11 protein-coding genes are annotated in these 13,267 nt (G+C 64.7%); 8 read left to right on the top strand and 3 right to left on the bottom strand.

Annotation, left to right across the window (positions count from 1 at the left end):
* The first annotated feature begins 313 nt into the window (after positions 1 to 313).
* On the top strand, positions 314 to 1,405 hold the full coding sequence (locus BES08_RS19410; protein WP_008832384.1) for an acetamidase/formamidase family protein: 1,092 nt from the start codon (positions 314 to 316) through the stop codon (positions 1,403 to 1,405).
* A 256-nt stretch (positions 1,406 to 1,661) separates the two neighbouring features.
* Positions 1,662 to 2,537 (top strand): hypothetical protein, encoded by an 876-nt coding sequence (locus BES08_RS19415; RefSeq protein ID WP_008832385.1) that lies wholly within the window; start codon positions 1,662 to 1,664, stop codon positions 2,535 to 2,537.
* 3 nt (positions 2,538 to 2,540) lie between these two features.
* On the opposite strand, the gene BES08_RS19420 is transcribed toward BES08_RS19415, so the two are convergent.
* Entirely contained in the window at positions 2,541 to 3,800 is a 1,260-nt protein-coding gene (locus BES08_RS19420) for an MFS transporter (protein WP_008832386.1), read from the bottom strand.
* Positions 3,801 to 4,000: 200 nt separating this feature from the next.
* On the opposite strand from BES08_RS19420, the gene BES08_RS19425 reads away from it, so the two are divergent.
* The 5 genes from BES08_RS19425 to BES08_RS19445 all read left to right on the top strand — a co-directional run bounded on the left by BES08_RS19425 (position 4,001) and on the right by BES08_RS19445 (position 8,129).
* Positions 4,001 to 4,840: a DODA-type extradiol aromatic ring-opening family dioxygenase gene (locus tag BES08_RS19425; RefSeq protein ID WP_008832387.1), complete on the top strand. Its 840-nt coding sequence runs from the start codon at positions 4,001 to 4,003 to the stop codon at positions 4,838 to 4,840.
* A gap of 69 nt (positions 4,841 to 4,909) precedes the next feature.
* A complete protein-coding gene (locus tag BES08_RS19430; RefSeq protein WP_008832388.1) occupies positions 4,910 to 5,116 on the top strand; it encodes a hypothetical protein in 207 nt (68 codons plus the stop codon).
* Between the two features lie 2 nt (positions 5,117 to 5,118).
* Positions 5,119 to 6,465, top strand: coding sequence for an AtzE family amidohydrolase (locus tag BES08_RS19435; RefSeq protein WP_008832389.1), 1,347 nt, complete (start codon positions 5,119 to 5,121; stop codon positions 6,463 to 6,465).
* A 190-nt stretch (positions 6,466 to 6,655) separates the two neighbouring features.
* Complete coding sequence (locus tag BES08_RS19440; protein WP_008832390.1) at positions 6,656 to 7,645, top strand: sterol desaturase family protein; 990 nt, start codon at positions 6,656 to 6,658, stop codon at positions 7,643 to 7,645.
* 13 nt (positions 7,646 to 7,658) lie between these two features.
* Entirely contained in the window at positions 7,659 to 8,129 is a 471-nt protein-coding gene (locus BES08_RS19445; protein ID WP_008832391.1) for a hypothetical protein, read from the top strand.
* Positions 8,130 to 8,135: 6 nt separating this feature from the next.
* Here BES08_RS19445 and BES08_RS19450 read toward each other — a convergent pair whose 3' ends face one another.
* Positions 8,136 to 8,747 carry an OmpA family protein gene (locus BES08_RS19450; RefSeq protein ID WP_008832392.1) on the bottom strand — a complete coding sequence of 204 codons (612 nt, stop codon included), beginning with the start codon at positions 8,745 to 8,747 and terminating at the stop codon, positions 8,136 to 8,138.
* Complete coding sequence (locus BES08_RS19455; protein WP_008832393.1) at positions 8,744 to 10,579, bottom strand: cation:proton antiporter; 1,836 nt, start codon at positions 10,577 to 10,579, stop codon at positions 8,744 to 8,746. The genes BES08_RS19450 and BES08_RS19455 overlap by 4 nt, the downstream gene beginning before the upstream one ends.
* 287 nt (positions 10,580 to 10,866) lie before the next feature.
* Here BES08_RS19455 and BES08_RS19460 point away from each other — a divergent pair, with 287 nt between their 5' ends.
* On the top strand, positions 10,867 to 13,194 hold the full coding sequence (locus BES08_RS19460; protein WP_008832394.1) for a TonB-dependent receptor: 2,328 nt from the start codon (positions 10,867 to 10,869) through the stop codon (positions 13,192 to 13,194).
* Positions 13,195 to 13,267 lie beyond the last annotated feature (73 nt).

Below are 13,267 nucleotides of genomic sequence, written 5' to 3' on the forward strand. Positions count from 1 at the left end.
GATGCGCGCGCGGCTCTTGGCGGCAAGCGTCCGGTTTGTTGACGCGAGGTGGGCGGGCGTGTGGCGCGGGGGCTTCGACAGGCTCAGCCTGAGCGGAATTGGAGGTTTCCTCCGAATTCACTCTCCCGGAGCGGAGTCGGGAGGCTTACCCCCAACCCCGCTCACCCTGAGCTTGTCGAAGGGGCAGGCGCGGCCTCTCGCAGCCCCCGCAGTTCACCGCGCTGCCAACTACCAGTGCGCTGACGGCCAAGACCCTTTTCGTCCCTCGGGAGAGAGTGAAGCGGTCGATCCTCCACTCTACAAAGGACACTGCATGGCTTCGGTCACCACTCTGACATCGGCGAAGGCGGACACGCGGCCCTCGGCGATCTGGCATCTCAAGGCCACGCCGGAGACGATCCACTGGGGCTACTTCTCGCCCGAGATCAAGCCGGCGCTCAGGATCAAAAGTGGCGATCTGGTGCAGGCCGAGGCGATCACGCACCATGCAGGCGATGCGCCCGAACTGATGTTCGACGAAGGCGTGGAGCGCATCTTCCGCGAGGTCGATCCCGCCAGCCGCGCGCCCGGCGTCCACATCATGACAGGCCCGATCTACATCGAGGACGCCGAGCCGGGCGACATGATCGAGGTGCGCTATCTGCAGATGACGCCGCGCAACAACTACGGCTCCAACCTCGCGGCGAACTGGGGGCATCTGTATGAGGAGTTCGGCAGGAAGGAGCGGGTGACGATCTACGAGCTGGACCCCAGCGCGAACACCGCCCACGCCCTTTATGCCTACGATTTCCCGGGCGAATACCTCGTCCCCGGCACCATCACCAACTGCCCGGTGTGCGACCGGCACCCGGCGCTGCCCGGCATCACCATCCCCGCCCGTCCGCATCTGGGCACGGCGGGCGTGGCGCCGGCGGTGGATGCGCCGGTCTCGACCATCCCGCCGGGGCTGCATGGCGGCAACATCGACAACTGGCGCATCGGCGCGGGCTCGACGATGTTCTACAAGTGCCAGGTCAAGGGCGGGCTGTTCTCGATCGGCGACCCCCACGTCAGCCAGGGTGACGGCGAAATCAGTGGCACCGCGATCGAGGCGTCGCTCGACTGCCTGTTCCAGATCATCCTGCGCAAGGACTTTTCCTTCCCATCTCCATTGCTGGAGACGCCCGAGAACTGGATCGTCCACGGCTTCGGCGAGGATCTCGACCAGGCGATGAAGAACTGTTCGATGGACATGCTCCACCTGCTCCACGAACAGCAGGGGCTGAGCAAGGAGGACGCCTATTCGCTGATGAGCGTGGCGGCCGATTTCGGCGTGACGCAAGTGGTGGACGGCACGCTGGGCGTCCACGCACGCATCGAGCGGCGCATCTTCCCGGGCAAGGGCACCGTCATCGACCCGACCTGAAGATACGTGGCCAAGGACTCTGAAATACTACGAAATTGTTCCGTTGCCTTTCGGCTCCATCGGGGTATCCGACCGAGGCGACCCGAAGGACGGAACTTATCCGCCTTTCAGCCTGACCCGGGGCCTTATCGGCCACCGGGTCATTTTTTTGCCATCGCTGCTTGAACGGCTACGAAAATCCGTAAAATCCACTAGCTTATCGTTAACGAAGCCTCGCCGCGGCTTCGTCGGGGGCTGTTGCGGCGACGAGGGGCTGATGGACACGAACTGGAGGGCCGGTAGTGCCGGCGATACGCATATCTCGATCGCGCAAGTACGCGCGCATCCGCGCTTCGAGGATGCCAAGGTGCTGCTCATCGACGGGCTGGCAGGCCTTTACATTGACGACGCTCGGCTGCGCACGCTTATCGAATACGAGAAGGGGGTTACGTTCATGCTGATCGCCTCGCTCGACGCGCTGCGCGATCCCGACGATCCGGCGGGCGGTGTATCGATGCAGGTGCTGAACGAAGTGCTGCCCAACATGGGTATAGCACCCGGCAGGCGGATCGCCGATCTCGTTGCCAACTTGCGCCGGGACCTGCTGCTGAATGTCGTGCCTGACCCCAGGGATCGCCGAGCCCGGCTGCTGCGCGCCACCGAGCGCGGGGTCGCGGCCGATTGCGAATGGCTGGGGGTATTCCACGCACCGCTCGCGCTGCTGCGTCCGGAGGTCGATTACCGTCCGGTGCTGGAACGACGGACAAGTTACCAGAAGGCCTTCCGCATCGCCGGGCTAAGAACGCTCGAGATCGCCAACGAGATCATGAGCGCCAACCCGCCGATGGACTATTTCGTGCAGGAGGCAGTGGGCTTTCGGGTGCTGATGATCCTGATGCAGTCCGTACGCGGCAATCCGGACAATCGCACGGCGCCGGGCTTCTATTCGCGGGCCGGCGGGCAGGGCGGTGTCTCGCGCACCCATGTCCGCAACGTGCTCAAGGGTGCGGCGGAGCGTGGTTTCGTCACGCTGTCCGAGCGGCCGGGGGACTATGTGGAACTGTCCCAGACCCTCATCGACGCTTTCGACCGATGGGTGGGGGAGAGCCTGTCGTCGATCGATCGGGTCCGTACGCTCAGCGGGCATCCCTGAGCATCAACCTGCCGCCATTGCGAGATCTCCGGAGGCAACGGGCTTGACCGGACGTACGCGGGTGCGCCCGTCGGCACCGATGCCAGGGAGGAAGAACAGCAGGGCCATTCCCGCTCCCAGCACCACGATGATCGCCAGTGCAGCCTCGTTATAGGAGCCAGTGGCCCCGTAGCTGAGATCCATCGCCGCCGGGGTCAGTCCCTGTGCCAGGATGACGGCGGCGTAGAGCACCGCGTTGATCGATCCGAAATGCCTGAGGCCGAAGTAGCGCGAGCAGAAGTAGGGCAACGCCGCATATTCCGCGCCCATGCCGATACCGAGCAGGACGCCTGCGGCGGTGGCGGCAAGACCGCCCTGTCCGAACTGCAGAAGCCCAAGACCCGCCATGGCGGCGGCATACATCGGCACGATCAGCAGCGGCGTGCGCAGCTTGTCCAGCATTCCGCCGGTCACCACCTGCCACGCCGCCGTGACAAGCGCGAAAGTCGCGACAACGCCGGTCGCCTGGCCAAGGCCGAAGCCGCGATCGGTCATCATCGGCACGACATGGGTGAACACCGCCGTCATGCCTCCCGCGCCGCTCGCAACGGCGAGCAACAGCAGCCAGAAGCGGCGGGTCGATGCCGCCTCGCGCAACGTCATGCCCTCGAACACGCGCTCGGGTTCATCGTCCTTGCGGGAGACGTGGCCGGGCGTGTCGTGCAGCCAGAACCACATGATCGGAAAGCCCAGCAGCAGAACGATCGCGCCGATCGCGCCGTACGTCGCGCGCCACCCGATCAGCGGCAGCAGGATGCCTGCCACTACCGGCATCAAGGTCGCGCCGACGCCGTTGCCGATCCCGGCAGTCACCCCCAGCATCAGCCCGCGCCGGGCGTCGAACCAGTTCGACACGATCTTGGCGATCATCGGCGAGGCGCATGTCGCGCCCGCCAGCCCGATGAGACCGTACTGGAGGTAGAACAGCCAGAGGCTGCCGCTCGTCTGCGACAGGCTGGCCACCAGCAGCGCGAGGGCCACGTTGCCTCCCATGATCATGGGTCGTGCTCCGACACGGTCCATGGTGCGCCCGATCAACGGATAGCTTGCCGCCGCGATGATCGCGATTAGGCCCAGCACGCCCGACACCGCCGCGCGCGACCAGCCCAGGTCCTGCGAGATCGGCACCAGGAACGTCCCGAAGGTCGCGCTGATCGCGGCAGTGAGGCACACGAGGTTGCCGGTAGTGGCAGCGATCGCAAGGCGGGTAGAAGCGCTCGGCATGGGCAGGTCTCCGGTTCCGATTGCCGGAGTAAAGGCCCGCCGCGCGCCGATCCCAAGTGTTTATAGGTGCGCCGCAACAATTCCTTCGCGCGCCGTCAACTATGGGTCCTTGCACGAGAGCGCGCTCGACCCGACTTTGCACCCAGCGACCCGTGGGGTCGAAAATTGCCCGCGAGATCAACCAGGGACGATTCGCCAAGATGAATGCTCAGACGGCCGACATGACGGTTTCCTCGACGCAGATGCCCACCTTTTTCATTCCGCATGGAGGCGGTCCGTGCTTCTTCATGGACTGGTCGGTGATGGGCGGCCCCGCCGACACGTGGGACAAGACCGAGGCGTGGCTGCGCGCGCTCGTCTCGACACTCCCGGAAAAGCCGAAGGGTATCGTCGTGATCTCGGGCCATTGGGAGGAGTCGGCATTCACCGCATCTACCGCGGTAGAGCCGGGGATGATCTACGATTACTACGGATTCCCGCCGCATACTTACGAGCTGAAATACCCGGCGCCGGGCTCCCCCGCGCTGGCGGAGCGCGTCGTGGAACTGCTGAAGGGTGCGGGCCTGCCCGCCCGCACCGATCCCGCCCGCGGCTTCGATCACGGTGTATTCGTACCCTTCCTGCTGGTCGATCCGGACGCTACGATCCCGGTCGTGCCGCTTTCGCTCAAGGCGGACCTCGATCCCGCCGAGCATATCGCCGCAGGCAAGGCGTTGGAGCCGCTGCGCGAGGAGGGCGTGCTGATCGTCGGCTCGGGCATGAGCTACCACAACATGCGCGGCTTCCGGACACCTGCGGCGACCCGCCCCTCGGCGGTGTTCGACCAATGGCTGACGGGAGCGGTCGAAGCCACGCCCAAAGAGCGTGAAACGTTGCTTTCTCACTGGGCCGAGGCGCCTGCGGGCCGCCAGTCGCACCCGCGCGAGGAGCATCTGCTGCCGCTGATGGTAGCGGCCGGGGCGGGTGGGGTCTCGGCCGGACGCAAGGTGTTCGGTGACAACGTCATGATGGCGGACATCTCGGCCTATCGGTTCGGGTAAAGGCCCCCTTGCCGCTAGATCGCAAGACTGTAAGGGTGGCCCTTCGATCGATGGCGAGCGAGGGAGATCATGCTGGTGGCCGAAACGAGCGGAAAAGCGGCACCTCCGAGCGAGGGCAGCCTGCGCACACGCATGGCCGAGGCGGGCGTTTCCGCTCCTGACGAGTGCTTGCCGGGCGTCCTGTCCAACCTGATCGTCCTGCAGGACCACGTCGCCACCTTGCGCGCCTTTGCGCTCGATCCGCGCAGTGCCAGCGCCATGCGGTTCGAGGCTTGAGCATGTCCCTCGCGCCGTCATCCGCTATCGTCATGGCCGCCAGGGTGCGCGGCGGCGAAATTTCGGCCGTGCAACTGGCGACGAAGGCTTTCGACAAGGCCGAGCAACTCGGCGGCGAGCGTAGCGGTTTCACGCGGCTGCTGCGCCGGCGTGCGCTGGCGCGGGCGGCGGCGGTCGACAAGCTGGTCGAGGCTGGGCTCGATCCCGGCCCACTGGCAGGCGTGCCCTTCGGCGTGGCGGACCTGTTCGACGTGGCCGGAGAGATCACCACCGCAGGGTCGCGCACACGGCGCAATGCGGCGTTCGCCAGCCGTGACTCCAAGGCGATCGCGCTGCTCGAAGCAGCGGGCGCGGTGCTTGTCGGCACGCAGAACATGGACGAATTCGGCTACGGCTTCGTCACCATGAATGCCGAGTACGGCACGACGCGCAACCCCCACGATCCTTCGCGCGTCGCGGGCGGCGCGGCGGGCGGTTCGGCAGTGGCGGTGGCTACTGGCGTGGTCCCGCTCAGCCTTGCTTTCGACACCAATGGATCGCTGCGCGTGCCTGCGGGGCTGACCGGGGTAATCGGCCTCAAGCCCACTTACGGCGACCTACCGCGCGAAGGCATGTATCCTTTCGTGGAGAGCCTCGATGTCGTGGGCGTGCTCGGCCGCGATCTCGATGACGTGGCGCTGGTCCGCACGATCCTGCGCGAAGGCGCACCCGAGCGGCAGGAGCCCCTGCGCGGCGAGATTTCCTTCGGCCGCTTGATGAGTTGGTTCGACGACAACATTTCCGAAGAGATGCGCGGACCGCTCGATGCGTTCTGGAGCCGCCTCGGCCGCATCAGCTTCGAACTGCCCCATTCCGAGATTGCCCGCGCCGCCGCCTCGGTCATTATCGCGGCCGAGGGTGCCAGCCTGCACCGCCCCGCGCTGGAGGCCGACCCGATGCAATTCGAGCCCCCGGTGCGCGATCGCATGCTGGCAGGTCTGCTATTGCCGAGCGACGATTACCTTGCCGCGCAGCGTTTCCGGAGCTGGATTCAGGCGCGCCTGCGCCGCCAGTTCGAGCTGGCCGACGTCCTCTTCACCCCCGCCGCGCCGGGCTTCGCACCGACCATTGCCGATCCGGTGATGACGTTCGAGGGCAAGACGATCCCGGCTCGCAGCCACCTTGGCATCTACACGCAGCCGATCAGCCTGATGGGGCTGCCCGCGCTGGTGCTGCCGCTAGCGGGCGACTTCGCTATGCCGCTGGGCATCCAGTTGATCAGCGCGGCCGGACATGAGCCACTGCTCTTTCGCGCGGCGCGGCAGTTGATCGACAAGGGCCTTTGTGCGGTGCCGCTCCCGCCCGAGTGATGGCCAGCGCAAAGGGCGATGCGCGGGGCCGGAGCCCACTTGTATAGCGGAAGACGGCAGAAATCCGGATTTCGTGACATTATTTTTGCAGTGCACAAAGAGGGAATGGACAGCCGCAAAGGTTTGGTATTACCATATCAAAGTTTAGTATTACCGATGTGGGTGGTCGGGTATTACGAGGGCGGGTGATATGGACGGAGTTCGCGTAGGCAAGAGGCTGATCGGCACGCAGTCGCCGGTCACGGTGGGCTGGGAAAACATCCCGCGCGTAGAGGGCAGCCCGGTGAAACAGTTCGTCTTCACTTGGTTTCAGCCTGCAGTGCTGATCGCGTTGGTGACCTTCTGGCTCTGCGCACCCGATTCCATCGCCAAGGCCTCGACCGCGATCGGCATCGGGATCGGTTTTAAGGCGCTGCTTTATTGCCTCGAATGGGTGAACCCGCGCCACGATAGCTGGCGGCTTACATGGAAGGAACTGGTCACCGACCTGTTCTACGTCGGCATCAGCTATACGCTGGTCAAGTATGCCGGCAAGCACATCGGCAGCGACGCCATGGTCGGGGCCATCCAGCATGCTTTCGACTGGGAGAAATTCGCCTATTTCAAGGAGATGCCCCTGCTTTTTCAGGCGTTCCTGATCTCGTTCATCTTCGATTTCGGGCAATACTGGATGCATCGCGGCATGCACAACTGGTATCCGCTATGGCTCACCCATTCGGTCCATCACTACATCACGCAGCTCAACATCAACAAGGGTGCGGTCGGGAATCCGGTCGAATTGTTCCTGATCGGGCTCGGCATCGGCGGGTTCTTCGATTTCCTGCCGCGCGCGGCGCTGCTGGCCGGAGCGATCGGCATGGCGGTCGGCACGTACCAGCACATCAACGTGCGCTTCAACACCCCCCGGCTGTGGCGCTTCCTGTTCAACACCACCGAGCACCACAGCGTCCACCACTCGCAGGACTTCGAGGCGAGCCGCAGCAACTACGCGGGCACCTACATTTTCATCGACCGCATGTTCGGCACTTGCGTCGATGGCGAAGCGGAACTCCTCGGCATGGAAGGCGGCCGCCGCATGTCGATCCGCGAGCAGATGACCTACCCCTTCACCGAAGCCTGGAGGACCACGAAGTCCACCATTCAGGTTCGCTTCCAGCCCGCCGCCGTCCCGGCCGAATAAGGGAGACTTTCGCGTGGACCTTCCCTTCATAGACCGGATCTGGCGTGTTCGGGGATCCTTAGCGCTCGATGTGCGGCGTGCGCCCCGGGACGTCTTCGCCCGCCTCGATCACTTGTTTCGCGCGGTCGGCACGACCTTCCGCATCGATGGCGACACATTGGCCTTCAGCAAGAAGGACCCGATCGCGCAGGACCGGATGGCCATATTCAACCACGGCACGCTGTGGGTGGAGGATGACGGGCAAGGCGCCGAACTGCGCTACGACCTGAACAGCCCGACCCTTCAGTTCTGCTTCTTCCTGCCGTTCCTGTTCCTCGGCATCGCGTGGCTGCTCAAGGAATCGCGCAATCCGGCTTTCGTGTTCGCCGGTATCTTCACGGTGCTCTACGTCGTCGGCCGGATTCTGGAGCCGTGGCTGATCCGATCGGCCTTCCGCAAGAGCCTTGCTGACGTGGACCCTGTCACCGAAATCGCACCGGTCTGACCCGCTTTACTCCGGCTTCGCGGCCGGGGTTTCCTCGGCCTGCGGCGGTGTGGGCAGATCGACCTTGATCTCCACCCGCCGGTTCTTCGCCCGGCCCTCCATATCGTCGGTGCCGTCGAGGTTGCGGTTCGGCGCGATCGGCCGCGCTTCGCCGAGGGCGATCACGGTGATGCGGTCGCGCGGCACGTCCTTCTTCACCAGATAGCCGCGCACGGCCTCGGCCCGGCGGCGCGAGGCGGCGAGGTTCTGCTCATCGGACCCCTTGGAATCGCTGTGACCCCAGATGGTGATCGGGCCGCCAGCCCGGAACGAAGGGTGCGTCATCAGATCGTCGATCATCGCGAGGCCCGCCGCGTCAGGCTCGGAACCCTTGGCGGGGAACGGGACGACGATCGTTTCCGGCTGCAGCACCGGGGTTTCGCTTGGCGCGGGATCAATCTCCGCGCGAATGATCGATTTCTTTACCAACTCCGGCTCGATCGCTTCGGAGGCATCGGCCGCTGCTTCGCTCTGGTCGTCCTGCGGGGCCTTGCCGGGCTGGCAGGCGCTGACGGCAAGCCCGATCGCGGCGGCGGACAGCCAGTGCGCGGCGCCTTTCTGCAATTTGAAGCCTCTCATGCGGTCGCCTCCTTCTTGTGGGGTTGGGCCGGGTTTTCGGGATCGGAATGGCGCGAGGGGCCGTAGGACACCACGATGTCCCCCGCCTGCGGCGTCGGCCTCGACGCATGGGTGAAGAAGCGGATGCGGCCGTCCTTGCGGAGCACGAACAACATATCCGCCTCGTCCGGCAGCGAGGAGCGGGCGTCGGTGAAGTCGAACTGCTCGCTGATCCGCGTCTTGCGGAAGGTCCAGCCCGCCGTCTCGCGCTCCATGATCTCCTCGACGCCGTGTCCGGCGGCGAACATCGCGCGCCCGCGCAGGGCTTCGGGAAGGCTGCGGTGGTCCTCGTCATCGCCGCTGCCGCCCAGCTGGTATACAGCATCGCGGCCGATTTCCGGCGCGAATTCGTTACAAACGAGGGCATTGTAGGCCTCGTTCTCGGTCGTCGCAACGAGCACCTGGAACTGCGTGAGGTCCAGCCGTTCCTCGGTCGTCTCGGCCAGGATCTCGCCGTGATAGGTGGCAATACCCGCCTGTCGCGGTGCGGCGAGGCGCTGCCAGCTGGCGTCGGAAATCATCACCGGCAGGTCGAGCGACTTGAGCTGGCGGGCAAGCGACAGGCTCCACGGTGTGCTGCCGACGATCAGCAGCCCCTTCTGCGGCGCACCCATGACGCCGAGCCAGCGCGCGACGAAGCGGATGCTGAACCCGTGCGCCACGATCGTCGCCACCACCACGGAGAACGACAGCGTGACGAGGATGCTGCCATCGCCATATCCCAGTTGATCGAGACGCAACGCGAACAGGCCCGAGACTGCGACCGCGACGACACCGCGCGGCGCGATCCACGCGACCAGCAACCGCTCGTTCCACGGGATCTTGCTGAAGGCCAGCGCGACCAGCACCGTTGCCGGGCGGACGAGGAACAGCAGCGCGAGGAGGAAGGCGATGAAGCGCCACTCGAACAGGCGCAGCACCTCGAAGTTGAGCGACGCCGACAGGAGCACGAACACGCCCGAAATGAGGAGGACGGTGACGTTCTCCTTGAACGGGTGAATGTCGCGCAGGGAATCGAGGCGCATGTTGGCCACCGCGACGCCCATCACCGTTACGGCGAGCAGGCCGGTCTCCTGCTGGATCAGGTTGGACAGCACGAACGTGCCGATCACCGCCACCAGCAGCACCGGGGCCTTGAGATATTCGGGGACGTGGCCGCGCGGGAAAGCCCAGGCGATCGCGCGCGCCGTGGCATAGCCGATGAGCCCGGCAACCACCGCCGCGCCCAGCAGCGCGGCGACGACCGAGAGCAGGGTGCCGCCTTCGTCGACGCGGCGCAGGTACTCGTAAGTGATGACGGCGCAGAGCGCGCCGAAGGGGTCATTGACGATCGCTTCCCACTTGAGGATCGCGCGCGGGCGCGGGGCGACGTTGCTCTGGCGCAGCAGCGGGATCACCACCGTCGGCCCGGTCACCACGAGGATGCCCGCGAACAGGATCGCGACCGGCCAGACGAGCCCCGCCACATAATAGCAGGCGAGGGTGCCGAGCACCCAGCCCAGCGGGATGCCGATCACCATGAGCCGCGTCACCGCGCCCTCGGTCTTGCGCAATTCGCGGAAATTGAGGCTGAGGCCGCCTTCGAACAGGATGAGCGCCACCGCCACCGAAACCATCGGTTCGAGGAGTTCGCCGAAAGTTCGTTCCGGCACGATCAGCCCGGTCACCGGCCCGGCAAGGACACCGGCGGCGAGCATGAGGGCGATTGCGGGCCAGCCGGTACGCCAGGCGATCCACTGCGCGCCGATCCCGAGAATGCCGATCAGCGCGAAGACAAGGGCTTGTTGCTCCATAGGCAGGGGGTAACCGCTGAACGCCGGAAAGGTAACCGGCGGATGCGGCTTTTACACGGTGCAGCCCGGGCGCGTGGCCATCTCACAGCCAGATCCGCATCCCGAGATGAAGCTGGTGTCTTATCGAAAATCCCGTCTTTGGCGGATTTCCGATCAAGCTTTCAGGCCTTGCTGCATCAATGCTCAAACATTGTCGCAACATTGCGGCATTTTATCCCTTGCCTTTGTCGCAAATCATTCGCATTAGCGGCGGCGAAATTTCCGACACAAGCATGAGGGGTAAAAAAGTGTCCAAGTCTCGCCTTCGCCTATCATCGGCGCGCGTCGCGCCTGCCTATCTCGCGCTTTCGTGCGTGGGCTTCGCTGCCGCGCCTGCGCTCGCACAGGATGCCGAAGGCGACACCGCCGCGCGCAGCCTGGGCGGGGTCACCGTGTCCGACACCGCGATCGAGGAAACGCCGTACCGTGTGAACAAGGCGGATTCGCCCAAGTACACCGCGCCGCTGCTCGACACCCCCAAGACGGTCATCGTCGTGCCGTCGCAGGTGATCCGCGAAAGCGGTTCGACCACGTTCGTCGAGGCTCTGCGGACCGTGCCGGGTATTACCTTCGGCGCCGGTGAAGGCGGTAACCCGCAGGGCGATCGCCCGTTCATCCGCGGCTTCGACGCCCAGGGCAGCACTTATATCGACGGCGTGCGCAGCGTCGGCGGCCAGTCGCGCGAAATCTTCGCGATCGAGCAGATCGAAGTCGTGAAGGGCAGCGATTCCACCATGGGCGGTCGCGGCAGCGCCGGCGGCAGCCTCAATCTCGTCAGCAAGATGCCGCACCTCGGCACCGATGCGCGCGCCGACCTCAGCTACGGCACCGACGACTACAAGCGCGCGACCATCGACGCGAACTACCAACTTGGCGACATGGCGGCGATCCGCATCAATGGCATGTGGCACGATGCCGACGTCGCCAAGCGAGACGTGGTGACCTACAACCGCTGGGGTATCTCGCCCTCGGTGGCGCTGGGCCTGGGCACTTCGACCCGCGCCTTCATCAACTACTATCACATGCAGAGCGACGACATTCCCGATCCGGGCATTCCGTTCGAGCGCACTGCTGCCCAGGTGACTTCGGCAAGCCTGCTGAAGATCGAGCCCGCCGACGTCAAGCGTAGCACCTTCTACGGGTTGGCCAACCGCGACTTCCGCAAGACCAATACCGACGAACTGCTGATGCGCGCCGAGCATGATCTGTCAGACACGATCCGCCTGCGCGCGACCGGCAAGTATGCCAACGTCAAACAGGCATACATCATCACCCAGCCCGACGACAGCCAGGGCAACGTGCAGAACGGCCTGGTGTGGCGCCGAGCGAACACGCGTTGGAGCGACGTGGACTCGATGGTCGGCCAACTCGACCTGTCGGGCAAGTTCATGACCGGCGGTATCGAGCACTCGTTCGCGACCGGCTTCGAGGCCAGCTGGGAACAGTCGAAGCGCGGTACCTTCAACGTAAACACCAACGTCACGACCGCCACGGCAACGAGTGGTGCCAACGGTCGCTGCGGCACGTTGAACATTGCGGCTTACAACTGCACCAGCCTGACCAACCCCAACCCTTACGATCCGTGGCAGAACGTGCAGACCAACGGCACCGTCGTGCCCGTGGTCAAGAGCGCCATCAGCGGCAAGACCGAAGCGACGACTTACGCGCTCTATGCCGCAGACACCGTGACGGTAACCGACTTCCTGCTGCTGAACCTGGGCCTGCGTTACGATTGGTTCGACACGACGGCGACGACCATTTCGACGACCACTGCTCCGGTCGTGCTGTCGAACAAGGAGCACTTCCTGAACTATCAGGCGGGCGTCGTTCTCAAGCCGATGTCCAACGGCAGCGTCTACGTCTCGATCGCCAAGTCGTCCACGCCGGCCGGCAGCCTGATCGGTGAAGGCCAGGAAGGCAACGCGCTGACCGCGCTGACCACCCTTGATCTCAAGGCGGAAGTCACCAAGTCCTACGAGATCGGCACTAAGTGGTCGTTCTTCGATGACGCCTTCGGCCTCAACCTGGCACTGTTCAAGACCGACACCGACAACGCCCGCATCACCAACGGCGCCGATGTGGTCTTCCAGGGCAAGCGCAACATCAAGGGCGTCGAAGTGGGCTTCAACGGCAAGCCGCTTCCGTTCTGGAGCGTCTTCGGTGGCTACACCTACATGGACTCCAAGATCGTCGATGGTGGGTACACCCAAGTCGGCACCGTCATCACGCCCAGCATCAACAACGGCAAGCCGTTCCCGAACACGCCGAAGCACAGCTTCACCGCATGGTCGACGTTCGACATCGCCGAGCGCTTCCAGATCGGCGGCGGCGCGATCTACAACTCCAAGCAGTACGGCGGTTACGGTGCCTCGACCTACGGCACCATCACACGCTCGATCCCCAGCTACTGGCGCTTCGACGCGACGGCTTCCGCCACCATCACTGACAACATCGAGGTACGCGTGAACGTGCAGAACCTCGCCAACAAGAAGTATTACGACAAGACCTACTCGACCCACTTCGCGACGATCGCACCGGGTCGCTCGGCCTTCGCGACCCTCTCGCTGAAGTATTGATCCATCCGGATAAGTCACAGGCGCCCGCACCCTTCAAAGGGGCGGGCGTTCGTGTGTCCGGAAGATACGTTCA

Source organism: Novosphingobium resinovorum (genome assembly GCF_001742225.1).
Lineage (GTDB): Bacteria > Pseudomonadota > Alphaproteobacteria > Sphingomonadales > Sphingomonadaceae > Novosphingobium > Novosphingobium resinovorum_A.